Raw genomic sequence first — 20,221 nt, forward strand, 5'->3', positions numbered from 1 at the left:
GCATTCTCGGTCATTTTCCTGCGAAAAATCAATCGAAAACGGAAAGTTTAAACAGCTTCCATAGCAAATTAAGCTCGTTAAACTGCAAAGCCATACTAATCGAGCCATCTATGAAACGCTATGATTATATTTTTCTCTCCTTTATTCTATTTACCAGTAGTCGACTCTTAGGGCAAGGGATGAGTGGTACATGGGCGGGTACGTTGGGCTCACCTGCCAACTCAGCAATATCATTGCAAAGCGCTATTCTTTGGAAAGTTAGTGGCCAGCAGATCAATGGCGAACTTCAGATTCGAGCTGGTGAGCGTGTCGATCAATACCAACTGCAAGGAACGATAACAAATACGAAAGCGCAAGGTACGGCAACTTATCCTGTTGACGGATCTATATTTCAATTTGAAACTACCCTACTCAATGGGCAGCTTTTGGTTAAGCTTGGCCAAAACGGAAACGTAACTATGTCGGGGATGTTAACGCGTGCCAACGTAGGGGAGAAGCCTGGAGAAACGAGAGTGGCACCTTCAAATTCAACAGCTTCTACTGATGGTTTATACCGCGATCCTGCTTTGGTTGGTGCCTGGCAAACATCCAGCAATTATGGAGGGGGAAGCACTGATGGCGGCTTTTATGGCAGCACATCATCCATTATGATTCTGAAAGCCGACGGTACATTTGGGGATGGTGGCTCGTCGGGTTATGCTAGTGGAGCAGGCGTCTCGGTGCAATCTTCGGGCAAAGGCAATTCGATTCTTTATGCGCAGTTAGCAGCGGCAGGGGCACGATGGTTCACGAAAGGTAATTTATTCTGCGTTCGGTTGCGAGTGAACGGACAGATGCAGGATGTACCTTCTGCAAAGTATTATGTGGAGAATGGAAAACTGTTGATTACTGAGCTGAAATCATCGAGGAAGACGCTATACTATAAAACAAACTGAGCACAATTCGTTTTAAATTAAATCTCAAGGCGTAGATTCACTGGAAATACATAGCCAAATTTTTATCTTTGGGCTCTGTAGCTCAGTTCATTGTAATTTATTCGACGAGTGAAAAACGGAACGAAAATTGCTATATTTAGTCATTATTTCCATAGCCAGATTTATCTATGAAACACGTTACTTTTACTTTACTTGTATTGACCACTAGCTTCGCGACGAAGACCTTGGCACAAAGCCAGATTATTACTCCTGACAACCAGGTGGTTAGTTTTCAGTCACCTAACGGAACGAATAATCTATTTATTGGCCAAAGCACAACAGCTACAGTTGGCGGCACCGGAACATACAATACGTTCATGGGTAGTATGTCTGGGCAAAAGAATACAAGTGGCTCTTATAACACCTATTTTGGCTATAAAGCAGGTTTCCCGAATACCACTGGAAGCCATAATACTTTTGTTGGCGTTGAGTCAGGTAGCCTAAATACTGACGGTAGCGATAACGTGTTTATTGGCTATAATGCTGGACAACTCAACCAGCGTGGTAACCGTAATTTAATTATTGGCCCCAACGCCGGTTTCGAAACGGATGGTCAGGATAATACATTACTTGGTGCTAATGCCGTTGGAGTTGGTGTAGGACTTTCTAATGCCACAGCTATAGGAGCTAATGCGCGCGTACTGACCAGCAATGCAATGGTATTGGGGAATAATGTAAATGTTGGCATTGGCACATCGTCGCCACAGAATCGACTGGAACTTACTGCTGGTACGGATGGGCGTAGTGGTCTTCGTTTGACAAATATGACCGCGAACTCGCCGACGAGCGATGCGACGGCTGGTAAATTCCTGACCGTTAATGATAAAGGCGATGTGACCTTGTCTGGACGGCTTTCGGCTGTAGCCATGCACGTACAACCTGCCTCGGAAAACCAGTGGGCTGATTATGTGTTTGCGCCATCTTATAAGCTTCCATCGTTGACAGAAGTCGAGAAATACGTTCAGCAGAACAAGCACCTTCCAGGTATTCCAAGTGCTACCGAGATGGTAAAAGAAGGCGTTGATTTAACAAAGTTGCTGGCTACGTTGGTAAAGCAGAATGAAGAAATGACCCTACGTTTGATTGAGCAACAAAAGCGAATCGAACACTTAGAGCGTGAGGTACAAAAGAAGAAATAAGTAATTAACGATATAGCGAAAAGGAGTGGGCGCCAACTGTGTGCCCACTCCTTTTCGTTTTTATTGCTGAAACGCCAGCCAGACATTCCATAAGCCTAATATGGCTGTTACGAGAACCACCAATCCTAGCGACACATTCTGAGCCAACGAATTACGAAAGTCACCTAGTAATGTTCGATTATTTACCGCGATAAATAGAAAAATAGTTACGAAAGGAAGTAGAATGCCATTAATGGCCTGTACGGCAACAATTACGGGAATTGGCGTAACATTGAGCAGGCCAAAGGTCAACCCTGTAAGCATCACAACGATCCAGATTCCCCGATAAACAGGCGAATTCTTTCGAACACCCAATAAGCTTTGTGCTGTTACGGCTGCTGCCAGTGGAGCCGTTAAGGAAGAGGCAAATCCGGCTGCGAATAGGCCAAAGGCAAACAAAGAGCCAGCCCATGAACCCAGACTGTCCGTTAGAACCTGCGCCATGTGCGGATATGAAAAATCGGTTGGGATAAGCAGACCAGCTAACAATAATACCACCGAGATAATGCCACCTAATATCACCGCTACCCAAATGCCCAGCCGCATTTCGCTAAGCGACTGACCAGGCACAATACTTGAACCAAAAAACAAATTGTAGGGAACTATGGTCGTTCCAATCAGGCTATTGATCAGCAGTAATGAGCCATCTGGAAAGCTGGGCGTGAGCAAAGACTTAGTTAATTGAGAGGGCGTAACAGGTGTTCCGAAGGCCACATACACAAAGGCCCCGCCCATGGCAAAGACAATCAAACCCAGAAAATTGGCCAAATTTTGCGTTGATCCAATCCATAGCAGAGCAATACAAACCAGCCCGATACCAACCGTTAAAGCGGGAACTGGTAGCCCGGTAAGTAAAGCCAGTCCCGACACTGCGCCTAAAATATTCCCGGCCTGATAAGCGGCACAACCTAAAAAAATAGCTAAAAATAAGGCCCAGGATACCCAGCGCCCTTTTACTCCAGTGTATGTCTGGGAAATAACCTGCCCTAAATCTTGCCCGGTTGCAATAGTAATGCGTGCTGCGGCTTCTTGCAGCCAGACAGTACCAAGCGTGGCGAAGGTAAGCACCCAGAGAAGTTGTAGCCCATATTTTGACCCTGCAATAGCGCAGGCAGTAACGGAACCTGGACCAATAAATGCGGCTGAGATAACCGACCAAAATAAAATACTGCCGAGACCTGAACGGAGAGAAAGAGATTTGGGCACGATACAAATGAAAAGTGAAGAATGTATAATGAGGAATATAGGCAAAATTCCTGAATCTCATTATTCTACATTCTTCACTCTTCATTTTTCACTACTATTTCTACGAAAGATACTTCCGTAGCATCCAGGCCATAGCTTCATGAGCCTCCATCAGACCCGTCAAAAAGTCAGCGGTACCAGCATCTTTCAATTCCTCATCACACTTTTCAACATCGTCACGAAGCTCCCGAACAATCTGTTCATGGTCTGATAAGAGATTCTTGAACATGTCAGCCGTATCTTTAGGCTTGCCTGAATCTTCTTTCAGGCTGGTGTTATGAATAAACTCGGCCATAGTAGCCAAAGGGGTTCCTCCTAACTGCCGGATACGCTCGGCTACTTCATCAATTTCGGCTTCAATAGCTTTGTACTGGCTTTCAAAGAATTTATGGTATTCCATGAAATTCGGCCCTGCGACGTTCCAGTGGTATTTGCGGGTTTTAATATAGAGTACGTGTAGATCAGACAAAAAGTCGTTTAATAGGGTATTGTCCTGTTTAAGAACATCTTTTTCAAGGCCTATATTGGGTTGCATAATGATAACGTGAGTTTAATTGACTTGGTTATTTATGAATAAACTGCGTTGTGCAGCATACGGATGAATAACTGTCAATTGAACGGTTTGTTTCAGTAGCCTAACAACCCTGAGAAAACGGTTTTAGCATAAGTCAGGTCTTGCTTATGCGCTTCTACTGGGCCCATTGTATTTGGCGACCCTTTCTCCAGGCATTGTTCCAGAACCAGTAATGGGTGGCTATTGAGTGCTTTCAAATCGGTGGCAAGGCGTTGATAATCAATATCGCCCTCACCGAATGTTTCCTGCCAAATACCCTCGCGCGATTGTCGAATATGCACTTCGACGATGCGTTTACCGTACAATTTTATCACATCAAATAACGCCACTTGCGAATTCCCCGATCCCCGATACACCCAGTGCGCATCTAAACAAAGTGATACGTTTTTAGGGTCAGTTGCGAGAAGCATATGGTGAAACTCACGGGCGGCTTGCCGGTGTTCGGGCGCGTGCGTATGATAAGCTAGCGTGATACCACGTTTCCGTAGCTCTGCTCCCAGTCGATCCAGGTTTCGGGCCTGTTCAACCAACTCGGCATCTGATTTATCGTCGTTACTGCCCCACTTAATTGGGCTAGGGTTGGTTACAAAAATGCTGGTTCCAATTAGGCGGGCAGCCTCAGCAATGGCCAGGACTGTATCAATGGATTTTTGGGCCTCATCTGCTTGATGCAATGTGCTGTTAACGTATAAAGAAGGCATTGCCAGCTTATATTTTTTTAACAGTGGGATGAGTTTGGTGACTTCTTCGGCGGAGTTAATTGCTGGTTCATAGGCCATTAAGCCTGATTGAGTCAGTTCGCTCAATGACGCATCGGGATCAGCCATCCAGGTTTTTCCCTGCCGTCCGTAGAAAGTAAGCCAGCTATAGGAGTTGCAGGCAATCGGGTATGGCTTTACTGCGACTTTGGCCTGGACTAATTTAGTTTCTGGGAGCAAAGAAATTCCAGTAAGCGCTGTAAGCGTGCTTAGGAAATGACGACGACGAAGATGCATAAAGCCGGGGTTTATCCCGTCTAAAGAATCCAAATCAGCCTCCTTACTTATAGCTTACGATTGGATTAACCACCTAATTCGACCACTTGCCCCTCCTGACAGCGCAATACGCGAGCGGGGTATTTGTTGAGAAGGTCGTAGTTGTGCGTAGCCATGAGCACGGCGGTTCCAGCATTATTGATCGCCTGAAACACTTTCATGATCTGGTCGGATACGGCCGGATCAAGGTTTCCGGTAGGTTCATCGGCAATGAGAATAAGAGGCTCATTCAGCATGGCGCGGGCAATCACAACGCGTTGTTGTTCACCGCCTGAGAGTTGGTGAGGCATTTTTTTCTGGGCTGTTCCCAGGCCAACCTGCATAAGCACATCAGCAATGCGATTGTTCATATCAACCTTGTTGTTCCAGCCAGTGGCTTTCAGAACGAACTTCAGGTTGTCTTCTACAGTACGATCAAAAAATAATTGAAAGTCCTGAAAAACGATGCCAATTTTTCGGCGGAGCTGCGGAATGTCGCGAGGTTTGAGCGAGTCGAGTGGATAACCAGCGACAAGTCCTTTGCCATTCTGAAGCCACAAATCGGCGTACAATGTTTTTAATAAAGATGTTTTTCCACTACCGGTTCGCCCTATAAGATAAGCGAAATCACCCTTATTGATCTGAAACGATACATCGCCTAATACCAGTTTTTTGTCCTGATAAATATCGGCATGACTGAGTGAAAGGACAGATTCGGTGGAAAACATAAGGATTTACGATTTACGATTTACGGTTTACGATGTATAACGACAAATCGCACATCGTAAACCGTAAATTGTAATTCAATTTTATTTTTTCTCAGCTTTCGCGTGATCGGCCAGGAATTTGGCAAGACCACTGTCAGTCAGAGGATGATTGAGCAACATTTTAATAACGCCCAAAGGAGCCGTCATAACATCTGCACCGATTTCGGCACACTGAATAACGTGCATTGGGTGACGTACCGATGCGGCCAATACTTCAGTTGTATATCCGTAGTTCGTGTAAATATTTACGATTTGCTCGATCAGAGCCATACCATCCGTCGAAATATCGTCCAAACGACCTACGAACGGCGATACATAGGTAGCACCAGCTTTAGCAGCCAACAAAGCCTGACCAGCCGAGAATACTAATGTACAGTTGGTACGAATACCTTTTTCCGAGAAATATTTGATGGCTTTGATGCTATCGCCACTCATTGGCACCTTTACCACGATGTTCTCGTCGATATCAGCCAATTCTTCGCCTTCTTTAATCATCTCATCGTAGGTAGTTGAGATAACCTCCGCGCTTACGTCGCTTTGAACGATTTCGCAGATTTGTTTATAATGGCGCATTACGTTGTCTTTGCCCGTAATACCTTCTTTGGCCATTAACGAAGGGTTGGTAGTAACGCCGTCAAGAATACCCATTTCCTGGGCTTCTTTAATGTCAGCCAGATTGGCTGTGTCAATGAAAAATTTCATGGTAAAATAGAGTTAATTAATTGTCTATGGTCAGTAAATCTATAAGCTGTTTTTTAGTCCATTTACTTATTATGATCTACTGCCTTGCTAACTACACTCGTTCCGTTTTGGATTTTGCAGACGTGAAGGTACGTATCTTTACCCGTTTGGACTTTGTATTGTTTCATAATCAGGCTCGTAAATGTATCAACGGCCTCTTCGCGCACCAGATTAATGGTGCACCCACCAAAACCTCCGCCCATCATACGAGCACCTAGTACACCTGGATGTTGACGAGCAATGTCCACCAGTATATCTAATTCGGGGCAACTAACTTCATACCATTCGCTTAACCCTTCATGAGAACCGTACATCAGTTGCCCAAACGTAGCAATATCATTGGCTTCAAGTGCGGCTACGCCATCAAGCAAGCGCCGATTTTCCTGTACTACGTAAGCACATCGTCGATAAATTAACGGCTCTGCATCACGAAGATGTTGGTCCAGCATTGGCATCGTTACATCGCGCAGACTCTTGATTTCAGGATAAAACGTTTGGAGAAAACGAACGCCCGCTTCACATTCTGAACGACGTGTGTTGTATTCGGAAGTCACCAGAGAATGTTTCACCCGTGAATCGCAGAGGACAATACTGATGCCATCCATTTGTAAAGGAGCATAGGCGTATTCGAGTGACCGACAGTCGAGCTTAATAACATGATCAGCTTTGCCCATCATACTCGCAAACATATCCATAATTCCAACTTTCGCACCAACAAAGTCGTTTTCGGCGCGTTGCGAGAATTTGAGTAAGGTTATACGATCAAGCCCCAGGTTGAATAATTCGTTGAGGGCAAAACCAACGCCATTTTCAAGAGCTGCCGATGACGAAAGCCCCGAACCCATTGGAATTGTACCGCCAAAAACGCAGTTAAAACCACCGACCTCATGACCTGACAGCCGAAATTGGGCAACTGTCCCCAGTAAATAATCGGCCCAGGTAGTTGTCGGAACCAGATTGTCGAGAGAACCTTGGTAAGTTTTGTTCAAATCATGGGCTACGAAATGAAGCTCATTGTCTGAACGAGGGCCAACGGCTAGGTAAATTGCTTTGTCGATGGCAGCTGGAAGAACAAAACCTTCGTTATAATCGGTATGTTCGCCAATGAGATTAACACGACCAGGTGAGCAAATCAACAACGGATCGGTATGAAATGAATTCTGAAAGGAAGTGGTGAGTTGGCTAAGCAGGTCCATCTTAGTTAGAGAATTTAGCGGTCTGATACAGCTAAATGCATAACCCGCTAAACAGCATAACCGCACTGGGCGGAAATAAAAAATGGCAAACCAATGTCTCACCGCTACGACCACCTACCCTTGCTTCGGTCAAGACCTGGGGGATTCAGCAGGAGCTGGTAGCACCGATTTGCCGACGCAAAGTTAAGCAATTGTTCGTCAAACGACCAAATTTCACACGTACCTTTGTCCAAATTAAAATTAATTGTGAATGAGCAAATGAGTGAATGAGTGAATTATTGCCGTGTGCTTTTATCACTCATTCACTCATTCGCTCATTCGCTCATTCAAAATGAAGCGATTAGCCTACATTATTCAGTCGACGTTTTTTATTTTACTCTCCTGCAACTCATCTGATAATTATGTTGAACAGGGGAGGACTTATTTAAAAGAAGGTAAATTTCGGGAAGCAGTACAGGTGCTGAATCAGGCAATCGAGTCTGATGCCGACAACTTTGAAGCATTTAATTCACGAGGGGTTGCTTATTTTGAGTTAAAAGAATATGCCAATGCTGCCCTTGATTACGATCAGGCCATTAAGCTAGCCCCCGATTTTTACCGGCCTTATTACAATCGGGGATTACTGAAAGTAGCCCAAAATGATTTGCCCGGTGCCTTAAAAGATTACTCGGATGCCATTCGATTTGCCCCCGATACCAGCCGAAGCATCAGTGCCGAACTATTCCTGAATCGTGGGCAGTTATTTGCAACGCAGGGGCAGACGCAACCTGCCCTGACGGATTTTTCGCAGGCTATAACGTTAGATTCGACCAATGCACTCGCTTTATACAATCGAGGGAACTTACGGTTTCAGCAAAAAGAACTTGTTGGCGCCACTGACGATTTTCTGAAAGCCGTTAAAGCGGACCCTAAATTTGGGAAGGCATTTTATGGGTTGGGTATTGCACAGTTGTTGCAGAATGCCCGCGAAAATGGTTGCCTTAACTTAAAACAAGCTCAGGTATTGGGCTATGCCGATGCAGCTACGGCTGTGGCGGAATATTGTAAGTAAGTCACTAGTCAATAGTCAACCAGACTACTGACTAGTAGTTGTCCCATTTAGTTTCTATAGATTCTTGGGATTCTATTCCGCTGATAATCAGGCATGATTAAATCAAATCTAAAGAATCTATAGAATTCCTAGAATCTATTTGGTCAAAGCACTAGATAACTATTATGCGTAAAATTCTTTCAATCACCTTTGGCATACTCTTCATTTTATTTGCCGCCGTACAGTACAATGACCCGGATCCACAAGTCTGGATTCCTGTTTATGGGGCCGCTGCCATAGCCTGTTTTATGGCCTATGCGAGTGTTGGAGAATGGTGGGTTTTTGCCATATTAGGTGGTATTTACATTGGTGCGGCTGTTTATCAGTGGCCACCTAAATTCGAAGGATTTTTGTTTAGTGAAGTAGGGATGCGGAGCATGAACATCGAAATGGCGCGCGAAGCAGGTGGATTGGCCATTTGCGCTATTGTGATGGTTGTGCTGGCCATAATCATGCGTCAACAAGCTCGCCGATGAAACTGATCGAGTGCCCACGCGATGCCATGCAGGGGTTGACTCATTTTGTGCCAACAGACCTCAAAATTCAATATCTGAACACGTTGCTTCAGGTTGGCTTCGATACCCTTGATTTCGGTAGTTTCGTTTCGCCCAAAGCAATTCCGCAACTACGCGATACGGCTGAGGTATTAGCCGGACTGACTCTGTCGAAAACCAAAACGAAACTACTGGCTATTGTTGCCAATCTGCGTGGTGCCGAACAGGCTGCTGCCTATCCGCAAATTCAATACGTCGGTTTTCCGCTGTCAATTTCAGAAACCTTTCAGCAGCGTAACACAAACAAGACAATAGCGCAGGCTTTTGTCGAAGTGGCCGACATACAGAAGGTGTGCCTTGACGCAGGCAAGCAGTTGGTTGTTTATTTGTCGATGGGTTTTGGTAACCCATATGGTGATCCCTATAGCCCTGAATTAGTAAGTCAGTTTACGGCTCGGCTGGCGCAACTGGGTATTTCAATAATTGCTCCCTCAGATACTGTTGGCTCATCGACCCCCGAATCAATTGAAGCACTTTTTAAGCACCTGATCGAAGCCTTTCCAGCTGTCGAATTTGGGGCTCACTTGCACGCTCGTCCGGGCGATGCCGATGCCAAAGTGCGCGCTGTTGTACGAGCGGGTGTACAGCGAATAGATGGCGCGTTACGAGGTTTTGGGGGTTGCCCCATGGCAGCTGACGACCTGACAGGTAATCTACCTACTGAAGAAATCATCCAAACACTGGCGAGCGAAGGAATAGCCCTACCAATCAATCAAGCAGCCTTACAAAAAGCACTAATGGTTTCGGCGGGGGTGTTTTAAGGCGCGGGGAGCTTGGTGCAGGGCCAATATGAGCTAACTTTGCTCCGAGCTCCCCGCGCCTTGCAACTTTACATAAACATTGCCTGAATTTCTGCTTTTAAGGCATGGAGGGCCTCAGAAGTGGGCTGCTTATCGCGCTGAATAATCCGTTCGAAGATTCGCTTCGATAGTTCAAGAGCTGGTGCGTCAGGTTGCGTGTCACCCGATGCCTGATTCACAAGGGTCATTACGTCGTTCATCGCAGCCTGAATTTGATCCCAGATAGCCTGACTCATGTACACTTGCTGAGATAGATTGTGGTTATACTCTTCCCGAATCTCGTGCAGAAGCCGTTGCTGAAACTCCAGCACGGTTATCGAACTGCCGCCTAACCGCAACAATAAATTATTAGGACTAATACGTTCCAGAAACAGGGTCATTCGTTCGTAAGCCTGCAACCGAATCGGTATGACAGTTTCGGTGTAGCGGGCTTGTACATCGTATTTGTGCCGATCGGCTTCGCGCTCCAGTAAGAGTTTCACGGTGAGATACATACCGTATAATACCAGGCCGGCGGGTACAATCAGTTTCAAAAAGTCGCTCAATAGATCCATAGAGAAGGGGAACCTTGTTCCGTAAAAATGGGTAATTTTGAAAAAAGGGTTTATTCTAATACTCGTCCAATTTAGATTCTATCGATTCTCGGGGCCGCCCGTGCGGTTGATTCTATCGTTTCTAATTAATCAATACGCTAGAATCGACCGCGCGGGCGGCCCCGAGAATCGATAGAAACAGTTAGAATCTATTTTGTCAAAGCACTAGTTTATGCTGACAATCGATAATCCCGTTTCTGTTCGGCCTGAAGCGCGTCAACAGATTCTGGACACATTACAGGCTAATAAAATTCCCGGCGAATATGGATTGCGCGTTGGTGTGCGCGGAGGAGGCTGTGGATCATCCTGGTTACTAGGGTTTGATTTGCCTGGCCCCACCGACGAAGTGTATAACGTAGAAGGCGTGCAGGTCATTATTGATCGGAAGCATTTACTTTATGTGCTGGGGGCTGAGATTGGCTATGAAACTGGTGGCTACACAGTCGATAAACCGTGATTGGTAAATGATAAGTAGTCAGTGTTAATCGATTAACTAACTAGTAAAAAACTTGGCATGATTTTAGGGATTGTTTTTGACTAAGACAATACTACCCATTTTGTGAAGCGTATCGAGAAACATATTTTTCTGCTACTGGCAGTACTGGCTGGAGGATTGGCTATTTTATGCTTCTTCTTGCTGGAACAGAATGCCCCTGGTGCTACGGATGAACAATATGTAAGCGCTGTTCAACAGCGGGTAAAAGATGAAATGAAGGTCAGCGATACGGATCTGGATAGCGTAGCTGACTTATTGAAGCGGAATCCTAAATCTACCTTCACCAATTTATTTAAAGTACCTACCCACTATCCTTATTTCGTATTCAAGGACAAACAATTAGTTTATTGGTCCGATTACCGGTTTATTCCGGATTATAGTCAGCTTGCCACTGTAACCACAACGCCTAAGCTGATCGATTTTGAACAGGGCCGATACATTGTTAGCCACCGACGCGTATCCGTTGGGGCAGAGGTACTGGATGTATTCTCGTTAGTCAATATTTATCGATACTACCACAGCAGTAATGCGTATCTGCAATCGGGTTATAACCCGGATATATTTGCCCTTGACCCTAAGTCGATTATCGATAAACGACAGAATACGTATCAGGCAATTTACGATAATAATTCGGCCTTTTTATTCTCGGTAGAACCCCCAAAGGTCGACGCTTATCGTAATCATTCGACGCCAGTCAATACCGTTATTCTGGCTACGTTATTCATTGTCTTTCTAGGCCTTTATGTTTTTCAACTGATGTTCCGACTCCGGAAAGAGCATCACTATGAATGGGGATTTGTTGCCCTGGCGGCCTATTTATTGCTCCTTAGAGCAGTGATGTTGTACTTCGGTGTCCCGTTTTTATTCATCGAAACAGACCTGTTTAACCCCAAGTATTATGCCTCGTCTATTCTGGTTCCATCTCTGGGCGATCTGTTACTCAATGCATTAGTCATTGCCATATTGGCCTTCTATTGGGTTAGGTATTACTACCGCTCGAAAACCTATATGCTATTGCTACGCCAGCCTCACTGGCTAAAATTAGTCTTATCAGTAGGCTGTGTGGTTGGCAGTTACATGGTGTTTGCACTCTGTTATGTCGAGCTGAATAATATTTACGAAAAGTCTCAGTTTACCCTCGATATTACCCTCAACATCCATTTTTCGTTTTTGAAAATAGTTTGTTTGGTGGTTTTCATTACCATTTCCTGTATTTACTTTCTGGTCACTCATTTACTGGGGAGCCTTTTTTTGCGGTATAACCGGGGCAGTAATATTGGGGCTGGTTTGTTGCTGATTGTGGTAGGCACCGTGTTGAGTGGCGGAGTCTGGCTTGTTCTGGGCGGGGCATTAGATAGCGTATTCCTGCTGAATGGACTTTATTTCCTGCTTATCTATATAAGTCAGCTGCCGAAGACGTTATACACATTTCGCTATAAAACCTCCATTTATCTGTTTCTGGCAGCCTTCATATGCGCTGTCATGACGGCCTATGTGGTTTATAACCAGGAAATTAGAAAGCAGCTAAATCATGAACAGGAATTCGCTACGCAATTGCTGGCCGAAAACGATGTGTTTGGCGAATTTCTGATGAGTAAGGCGCAGGAGTCAATTCAAAAGGATACGGAAATTGCTCATTCTTTACAATCCGACACGTTGCTGGTTCGGGAACGGATTCAGCAACGGGTGAAGAGTTTACATCTGGATAAGTATTTTGATAAATACGACATCGAGGTATTTTCCTTTCGAGCCAATGGGCGACCGCTTGACATTAGCCCGGACCCTATTTCGCTGAGCACCCTAACGAGTCGTTATCGACAAACTAATTATAAAACCGAATATCCGGGCGTATATTTCGTTAATGAGCTTGGTAATCAGTTTGTTAAGCAATATGTATGCTTTGTCGCTATTCCCAAGCCGAATCTGGTTACGAATTCAATTCGTTCGCAAGGCTCTTCCCAGAGTGATACATTAGGTTATGTCGTGTTGGATTTACGGTTGCGTAATGAACGGCCCAAAAGCGTCTATCCTGAATTATTGGTCGATACAAAATTTACGCAAAATTCAGATACACAGGAATATAGCTATGCCTTCTTTTCTGGACCAGCTTTAGGTAACTCATCGTTTGGGCCTACCAAGCACCGATTGCTTTACAGTGGGCCAGGTAGTTATAATTACGATCGAAAGCTTGATTTGTCTCTGCTCGACAATCCAACGCTGTTTGCCACTGGCATCTCCAGTAATAAATACCACCACATTGCTCAGCGAGGGCGCGATGGGCATATTGTTGTTGTTTCTTCACCTGAGTATCCTTTCCGAAATATCTTTTCTAATTTCTCATTTCTGTATCTGTTGCTGGTGCTAACGGTAATTTTAGTCATTTTGGGCTATGCCATAAATTACCGATTCTCCAAGTTCAATATTAATTACTCAACCCGGATTCAGATTTTGCTGAATCTGGCCTTCTTTCTGCCCCTGATTTTTGTGATTCTTATCATTCTGGGGGTCATTAGCTCTAACTATGTTGATAATCAGAAGAATACCTATATCAGCAACACGCGAAATATTGCTACCAATTTTCTAGCGTATCTGGATGAGCACCTGTATACGAAAAAGCGTAGTAAAGCATCAATGGAGGAGGAGTTAGGCAAAATAGCCCGAGATGCCAACATTGATATCAATCTGTTTGACACGAAGGGGCAATTGTATACATCGACTCGCCCCCTTATTTATGAGAGCGGTTATTTATCCAAACGGATTAATCCGGAGGCTTACATTCATATTATTGAGGATAAGGAGAACCAAATACTACTCGATGAATCACTGGGTAGTAAGCAATATCGAACGGCCTATGCAGGCATTAAATCATATGATGGTCGCTTGTTGGGCGTTTTGAGCATTCCTTATTTTTATGCGCAGCCAGAACTTGATCGGAAAATTATTGAGGTCATTGCAACCTCACTAAGCATTTTTACCGCTCTATTTTTATTCTTCCTGATCTTATCCTACTTCGCATCGCACATGCTGACAAAGCCGCTTCGGTTGTTGACGCAGAAAATCAGGAAAACGAATCTTGAGCTGCCTAATGATCCGTTGCCCTGGCAATCGGACGACGAAATTGGATTGCTTATTCAAGAGTATAATCGTATGCTTTTGAAGCTGGAAGAAAGCAAGCAGGCACTGGCTCAAACCGAAAAACAATCGGCCTGGCGCGAGATGGCTAAGCAGGTAGCTCACGAAATCAAAAACCCGCTCACGCCTATGAAACTTACGTTGCAACATCTACAACGGACGTTTCCTAATGCGAAGGATTCATCAGCTGGAGCCAATGACCCCGCTCGTCGGATTATTCTGCGGACGTTTGATTCACTGCTGGATCAGATTGATAACCTGAGTGATATTGCTACGTCGTTTTCGGAATTTGCCAAAATGCCCTTGCCGAAGAAGGAGATTTTTGAAGTGGCAGGCGTATTCAACAAAACCGCCGATTTATACGGCGATGATAAACGAATTACTCTTCGACGGGATATTACTTCAGGCCCGGTTATGGTAGTTGGCGATCGCCAGCTCATTGGCCGTATCCTGACCAATTTGCTGATCAATGCGATTCAATCTGTACCGCCGGAGCGAAAAGCTGTTATTGATTTGAAATTGTATACCAATAGTGATGCTGTTCAGATCGAAATTCACGACAATGGAGCGGGCATTCCAGAGGCCATTCAGAGTAAAATTTTTCTCCCTAATTTTAGTACCAAACGGGGCGGTTCGGGGCTAGGCTTAGCCATTGCCAAGCGGGGAGTTGAACATGCAGGAGGCACTATTTGGTTTGAAACCACGGAAGATGTGGGTACCTCATTTTTTGTGTCACTTCCCTTAGCTGGCGTGCCTGGGCCAATGGTTGGCGAATCGGTGAACTACTGAATCGTCAGGTTTAGTGCGAGACTGTCAGGTCTAGTTAGAAATTGTCAAGATTTGTCAGGTTGAATTGCATCAGCTATACCTGACAACTCCTGATCATTTTATGACGATTATTACCCGCTACTCAATCGTAACGTGCTTCCAGTTTTCGCCGGATCGAATACGATTTAGTTGCGTGTGGGTGATACCAAATTGCTTGGCAATCATCTTCAACCTGTTTTTATCGTTAAGCAGCAGCTTTTTAATGATTTTAACTTTACTCTCAGTGAGTTTGTAATTGCGGGTTTGGCGGGGCAACTGCCGGTTTTTGAGACTCGGATTATTCCGATTGTGCTCAATCATTTCATCTTTCGTCACCCAGCGCAGATTCTGATAATAGTTATTCTGCTTATCATGATCAATGTGAATCACAAACGTCTGATCGGCGTTTTCACGTTTTAGAAACTGTTCGGCAACTAGTTTATGGACGTATCGGTTGAAGGTTTTCCCTCCAGAGCGAATATTAAGCGATCGATACCCCTGAATGACGGACCCTTTTATTGGTTTGCCGGGTGTTTTTCCCGAAAAAGTATTGGGGGGTGTTGTGGAGGAAGACTGAAAACTGCGCAACCTGCCATAATTTGAAACCTCATAATGAGGAGGGTTCTCAATTCCTTCAAACACAATTGGTGTCCACTTTTCATTCCAGAAGCTTTGGGTCCCTTTCGCATCCATAACCTACGTTTTTATATTTAGCGTTGGATAAGCTAATTCATGTGATGATTGCTTAACAACTGTGTAGTAAAATAGTTGTCAGTTTTTTAATATATTGATTGTATCGCCTATATAATTGGTAAAGAAGCGCATGGCTATGATAAACTATTGATAATGACCCAATTTTATAGAGAAGTAACGTTAGTCCCAGATTTTTTTACGAAGATTCTGGAAATGCTCAAAACTGCTTAGAGGCCAGATTTGTTAAGAACGCATAGGTATGTACGATTAATGTATATATCTGTAAACTAATGGATACGAACGCAAAGAAAACGTTAGTAGTTGGAGCTACTGAGAAATCGGGGCGCTATGCAAATTTGGCCGCTTACAGTTTGCTTCGGCACGGGCATGAGATAGAACTGCTTGGCTTGACGGAAGGCCAGATTGAAGGAAATACAATTCATATCGGAGAGCCCGCTCTCGAAGATATTGATACAGTCACGATGTATGTTGGCCCACAAAATCAGCCAAAATTATATGACTATATAAAAAGTTTGAAGCCTCGTCGGGTAATATTTAATCCTGGGGCCGAAAACCCAGAATTTGAAAAACAGCTCCAGGCAGAAGGAATTGAGCCCGTAGAAGCCTGTACCTTAGTTATGTTATCGATAGGAACGTATTGATGTGAGATAAGTGATGTATGATGTAGGATATATGATGTAGGCTGGAGAAATACATCATATATCCTACATCATATATCAAACTTTACCATTTGATAAGAGCTGAAGCCCAGGTAAAACCACTACCAAATGCGGCCAGACAAATTAAGTCGCCAGATTTGATGCGTCCTTGTTCAAAGGCTTCTGTCATGGCAATAGGAATCGACGCTGCAGTCGTATTGCCATACTGCTGAATATTATTGAATACTTTTTCTTCGGGTAAATTCATTTGCTGCCGAACGTACTCCGAAATCCGGATATTGGCCTGATGTGGTACTAGTAGAGCCAGATCATCCGCTTTATAGCCATTGACTTCGAGGCTTTCATTAATTACTTCCATAAACCGAACGACAGCATGCTTAAAAACAGCATTGCCATTCATGGTTACGTTGTAATTGCCGTCAGTTAAGGTGGCTTCACTAATCCACCGGCCTTCCCGACTACTGCCTGGGTCACGTACATACAATTCTTCGGCGTAGCGACCATCGGCGTGAAGGTGGGTTGATAACACCCGATGATCAGGGTCGGTAGTTGCCTGCAAAACAGCAGCGCCGGCTCCATCGCCAAAAATAACAGCGACACCCCGACCTGCATTACTTTTATCAAGAAATGTTGACTGGATTTCCGAACCAACTACCAGAATGGTTTTATACATTCCCGTTTTAATGAACTGGTCGGCAATGGATAGCCCATATACAAAGCCTGAGCACTGATTCCGAATATCGATAACCCCGATGCCTTCGAGCCCCAGTTCACGCTGCATCAGAAAAGCAGAACCCGGAAAATAATAGTCCGGCGTGATGGTTGCATAAACGATTAGATCAACATCTTTAGCCGCCAGACCAGCGCGATCGAGCGCCATCCTCGAGGCTGCCGTTGCCATACTGGCGTTGGTATCTTTGCCGGGTGTGAAATAACGTCGTTGTTTGATGCCCGTCCGTTCCTGAATCCAGGCATCCGACGTATCCATATATTGGGTCAGGTCGTTGTTGGTAACAATGTTATCCGGAACGTAAAAACCCAATCCCTTGATACTAGAATAAATTGTATTCATTCGCTGTTGCAAAATAGTTGGCAAAAATAGTATTTTTTGTGGTGCGTATTCTCTCGAATTCACCAATTGTACTATTTGTGCCGGAAAAAGACAATGGATGCCTTTTAAGCTGTGTGCAGCTCAAATGAATATTCTTCCATAATAAGATTGGCCAGTAACTGACGGCAGGCTGAATCGACGGTTGTACGAGCCTGTTCTTCGGTGTCGGCATCTACTTCAAGCCGAATGTGTTTACCAATACGAACGTTGTCGATCGTATCCATTTGGAGATTATGAAGCCCCAACTTAACGGCCTTGCCTTGTGGGTCCAAAATTTCCGAACGGGTCATGATGTTAATTTCAGCGATGTATTTCATTATTTAATGAGTGAAAGGGTGAAAGAACGAAAGAGTGAATTTTGAGTGATAAGGGTTCACTCTTTTGCTCTTTCGCTCTTTCGCTCTTTAGTAAAAAGTGAAAGAACAATGTAAAGTAGAATAATCAGCGGGATGGCCGCATAATGCAAAAATAACAGGAGCAGAACAGAAGCGATTAGAAAACTGTATTTAATCTGGTTTTCTGCCCAGCTAAAGGTCTTGAATTTGAGTGCGAATAAAGGTACTTCAGACACCATCATAAACGAAAAGGCAATCATCATTCCCAATCCTATATCATTTTTCCAGATCGCATCAAATTGAGGTTGATAGCGTTCCATAAGTGGAAAGGCGGCAATCAACATTGTATTGGCTGGAACTGGTAAGCCGATGAACGATTCGGACTGGCGTGTATCGATGTTGAAATTCGCCAACCGTAGAGCAGCCAGAACAGCGATTAAAAAGGCACCGTAGGAAATTATGTCTAATCCCTGAAACCAGGCAAGTTGAAAGACAATCGTAGCGGGTAAGACCCCAAACGTTACGACATCGGCCAGTGAATCCAGCTCTTTCCCAAATGGACCGGATACCTTCACTAATCGGGCTACGAATCCATCACCAAAATCGAGAACAGCCGCTAGCATAATTAACCAGGAAGCCGTTTCCAGATGACCGCGCAGGGTCATGACCAGACCAATGCAGCCACACAGCAAGTTGCCGCAGGTCATCGCATTGGGTAAATGTTTAAGTAGTGATTTCAAGATTGAATGATAAATTATGAATGATAAATGATGATGGAGCCACCCATATAATGATGATAACTAATTCATCATTTATCATTTATAATTCCTTTTACGTATGGATTTGTTCGCTTTTCCTGGCCAATGGTGGTCGGTTCCATGTGGCCCGGATAAACAACATAATCATCAGGTAAGGTAAAGAGCTGTGTTCGGATACTGTTGATCAGGTCGCTATGATTACAATAGGGGAAATCCGTTCGGCCAACACTACCCCGAAACAACACATCCCCTCCAAGTACATAACGGTCTGCGTGGTTTACAAAGGCAACATGGCCTGGCGCATGGCCGGGTACAAAGATTACATCCAGAACCGTATTGCCGAACCGAAACTGATCACCCTCTTTAAGATAAGCATCAATTTCAGAGGGTTCGTACCCACGCAATCCGTATAATGCACAGCGCGTTGGTACGTCATTGTAGATTACCATATCTAACTCATGCAAATATGCTTTAACGCCAAACTTGCGCTTAACGTAAGCAACCCCAAAGACATGGTCGAGGTGGGCATGCGTAAGTAGTAAGTGTTTGATTTTGAGCTTACGGTCGGTGATGAACTTGGCTAATGCTTCTTTTTCAACCTGTTCGTAACAACCGGGATCAATGATCACAGCCTCACCCGTAGCATCGTCGGATACAACGTAGGTATTTTCGTGAAATGGAGAGAATTCGAAGGCTTGGATCATATTAACGTAGCCTGGACGGCCACGTCCGGATAGGATAAAAAGCTTCTTTCCCGGACGTGGCCGTCCAGGCTACTTATTTACAAAAGTAGGAACACGGTTGGTTTTTTTCGTAAATCGGGCACCTGTGATTTCCATTCGCGAATCGTTAGTGTACGGATGAAGGCGTCAGGGGCAGTTAGGTTACAAGCTACACACAAGCGCGTATTGGCCTGACAATTGGCCAGAACATCAGCAAAAAGGGCATCGTTTCGATACGGCGTTTCCATGAAAATCTGAGTTTGTTGCCGGGTTTGTGCTTCTTTTTCCAGATGACGTAGCGACCGGGCGCGATCCTGCCGATCGATAGGTAAATAACCATGAAATACAAACGATTGGCCACTCATGCCAGAACCCATCAGCGCTAGTAAAATAGAGGACGGACCTACGAGTGGTTCAACCTTCCAGCCTAATGCATGGGCCATACCGACCACTACTGCTCCGGGGTCTGCTACACCAGGGCAACCCGCTTCTGACAAAACGCCAGCGTTTCGTTTGCGCTCTGTCAATTCCTGAATCTGGCGTCGGGTATCGGCTGGAGGAGTGTCTTTATCGAGTTCGAAAAAGGTTGTTTCATCGATTACCCGTGTTGTCTTCAGGCCACTTATAAACCGTCGGGCTGTGCGGATATTCTCAACAAAATAAGCGTCCGTTTTTTCAATTATCCCTTGTATAGGAGGAGGCAACACCTGACTGGCAGTATCGTCGGCGAGTAGGGTAGGAATAAGGTAAAGAGTAGGCATT

21 protein-coding genes are annotated in these 20,221 nt (G+C 44.7%); 8 read left to right on the plus strand and 13 right to left on the minus strand.

The window, feature by feature from the left end:
* Positions 1-110: 110 nt before the first annotated feature.
* Entirely contained in the window at positions 111-935 is an 825-nt protein-coding gene (locus ACYVGR_RS12200; protein WP_460956912.1) for a hypothetical protein, read from the plus strand.
* Positions 936-1,102: 167 nt separating this feature from the next.
* Positions 1,103-2,113 carry a hypothetical protein gene (locus ACYVGR_RS12205; RefSeq protein ID WP_460956914.1) on the plus strand — a complete coding sequence of 337 codons (1,011 nt, stop codon included), beginning with the start codon at positions 1,103-1,105 and terminating at the stop codon, positions 2,111-2,113.
* A gap of 60 nt (positions 2,114-2,173) precedes the next feature.
* Here ACYVGR_RS12205 and ACYVGR_RS12210 read toward each other — a convergent pair whose 3' ends face one another.
* The 6 genes from ACYVGR_RS12210 to galK all read right to left on the minus strand — a co-directional run bounded on the left by ACYVGR_RS12210 (position 2,174) and on the right by galK (position 7,688).
* Positions 2,174-3,358, minus strand: coding sequence for an Nramp family divalent metal transporter (locus ACYVGR_RS12210; RefSeq protein WP_460956916.1), 1,185 nt, complete (start codon positions 3,356-3,358; stop codon positions 2,174-2,176).
* 100 nt (positions 3,359-3,458) lie between these two features.
* Positions 3,459-3,932 (minus strand): Dps family protein, encoded by a 474-nt coding sequence (locus ACYVGR_RS12215; protein ID WP_460956918.1) that lies wholly within the window; start codon positions 3,930-3,932, stop codon positions 3,459-3,461.
* 92 nt (positions 3,933-4,024) lie between these two features.
* Entirely contained in the window at positions 4,025-4,966 is a 942-nt protein-coding gene (locus ACYVGR_RS12220; protein ID WP_460956920.1) for a sugar phosphate isomerase/epimerase family protein, read from the minus strand.
* A gap of 65 nt (positions 4,967-5,031) precedes the next feature.
* Complete coding sequence (locus ACYVGR_RS12225; protein WP_460956922.1) at positions 5,032-5,712, minus strand: cell division ATP-binding protein FtsE; 681 nt, start codon at positions 5,710-5,712, stop codon at positions 5,032-5,034.
* Between the two features lie 81 nt (positions 5,713-5,793).
* A complete protein-coding gene (gene fsa, locus ACYVGR_RS12230; RefSeq protein ID WP_460956924.1) occupies positions 5,794-6,453 on the minus strand; it encodes a fructose-6-phosphate aldolase in 660 nt (219 codons plus the stop codon).
* A gap of 62 nt (positions 6,454-6,515) precedes the next feature.
* Entirely contained in the window at positions 6,516-7,688 is a 1,173-nt protein-coding gene (galK, locus tag ACYVGR_RS12235) for a galactokinase (RefSeq protein WP_460956926.1), read from the minus strand.
* 331 nt (positions 7,689-8,019) lie between these two features.
* On the opposite strand from galK, the gene ACYVGR_RS12240 reads away from it, so the two are divergent.
* From ACYVGR_RS12240 to ACYVGR_RS12250, 3 genes are all read left to right on the plus strand, one after another.
* Positions 8,020-8,739 carry a tetratricopeptide repeat protein gene (locus tag ACYVGR_RS12240; RefSeq protein ID WP_460956928.1) on the plus strand — a complete coding sequence of 240 codons (720 nt, stop codon included), beginning with the start codon at positions 8,020-8,022 and terminating at the stop codon, positions 8,737-8,739.
* Between the two features lie 164 nt (positions 8,740-8,903).
* The gene (locus ACYVGR_RS12245; RefSeq protein WP_460956930.1) at positions 8,904-9,254 is read left to right on the plus strand and encodes a transmembrane 220 family protein; all 351 of its coding nucleotides are present in this window, start codon (positions 8,904-8,906) and stop codon (positions 9,252-9,254) included.
* Entirely contained in the window at positions 9,251-10,093 is an 843-nt protein-coding gene (locus ACYVGR_RS12250) for a hydroxymethylglutaryl-CoA lyase (protein WP_460956932.1), read from the plus strand. Before ACYVGR_RS12245 ends, ACYVGR_RS12250 begins: the two co-directional genes overlap by 4 nt.
* Before the next feature lie 68 nt (positions 10,094-10,161).
* Here the strand turns inward: ACYVGR_RS12250 and ACYVGR_RS12255 are convergent, their stop codons facing one another.
* Entirely contained in the window at positions 10,162-10,686 is a 525-nt protein-coding gene (locus ACYVGR_RS12255) for a DUF7935 family protein (RefSeq protein ID WP_460956934.1), read from the minus strand.
* A gap of 211 nt (positions 10,687-10,897) precedes the next feature.
* On the opposite strand from ACYVGR_RS12255, the gene ACYVGR_RS12260 reads away from it, so the two are divergent.
* Together ACYVGR_RS12260 and ACYVGR_RS12265 are read left to right on the plus strand one after the other, a co-directional pair.
* Complete coding sequence (locus ACYVGR_RS12260; RefSeq protein WP_460956936.1) at positions 10,898-11,182, plus strand: iron-sulfur cluster assembly accessory protein; 285 nt, start codon at positions 10,898-10,900, stop codon at positions 11,180-11,182.
* A gap of 102 nt (positions 11,183-11,284) precedes the next feature.
* The gene (locus ACYVGR_RS12265) at positions 11,285-15,142 is read left to right on the plus strand and encodes an ATP-binding protein (RefSeq protein ID WP_460956938.1); all 3,858 of its coding nucleotides are present in this window, start codon (positions 11,285-11,287) and stop codon (positions 15,140-15,142) included.
* 117 nt (positions 15,143-15,259) lie between these two features.
* Here ACYVGR_RS12265 and ACYVGR_RS12270 read toward each other — a convergent pair whose 3' ends face one another.
* Entirely contained in the window at positions 15,260-15,853 is a 594-nt protein-coding gene (locus ACYVGR_RS12270) for an HNH endonuclease (protein ID WP_460956940.1), read from the minus strand.
* 290 nt (positions 15,854-16,143) lie between these two features.
* On the opposite strand from ACYVGR_RS12270, the gene ACYVGR_RS12275 reads away from it, so the two are divergent.
* Positions 16,144-16,515 (plus strand): CoA-binding protein, encoded by a 372-nt coding sequence (locus tag ACYVGR_RS12275; RefSeq protein ID WP_460956942.1) that lies wholly within the window; start codon positions 16,144-16,146, stop codon positions 16,513-16,515.
* 82 nt (positions 16,516-16,597) lie between these two features.
* Here the strand turns inward: ACYVGR_RS12275 and ACYVGR_RS12280 are convergent, their stop codons facing one another.
* From ACYVGR_RS12280 to ACYVGR_RS12300, 5 genes are all read right to left on the minus strand, one after another.
* A complete protein-coding gene (locus tag ACYVGR_RS12280; protein WP_460956944.1) occupies positions 16,598-17,605 on the minus strand; it encodes a 3-oxoacyl-ACP synthase III family protein in 1,008 nt (335 codons plus the stop codon).
* Positions 17,606-17,709: 104 nt separating this feature from the next.
* Positions 17,710-17,961: a phosphoribosylformylglycinamidine synthase subunit PurS gene (purS, locus tag ACYVGR_RS12285; RefSeq protein ID WP_182457366.1), complete on the minus strand. Its 252-nt coding sequence runs from the start codon at positions 17,959-17,961 to the stop codon at positions 17,710-17,712.
* A 56-nt stretch (positions 17,962-18,017) separates the two neighbouring features.
* Positions 18,018-18,686 (minus strand): CDP-diacylglycerol--serine O-phosphatidyltransferase, encoded by a 669-nt coding sequence (gene pssA, locus ACYVGR_RS12290; RefSeq protein WP_460957795.1) that lies wholly within the window; start codon positions 18,684-18,686, stop codon positions 18,018-18,020.
* Between the two features lie 101 nt (positions 18,687-18,787).
* Entirely contained in the window at positions 18,788-19,441 is a 654-nt protein-coding gene (locus ACYVGR_RS12295) for an MBL fold metallo-hydrolase (protein ID WP_460956946.1), read from the minus strand.
* 77 nt (positions 19,442-19,518) lie between these two features.
* Positions 19,519-20,220, minus strand: coding sequence for an SAM-dependent methyltransferase (locus ACYVGR_RS12300; protein ID WP_460956948.1), 702 nt, complete (start codon positions 20,218-20,220; stop codon positions 19,519-19,521).
* Position 20,221 lies beyond the last annotated feature (1 nt).

The organism is Spirosoma litoris (assembly GCF_054776755.1).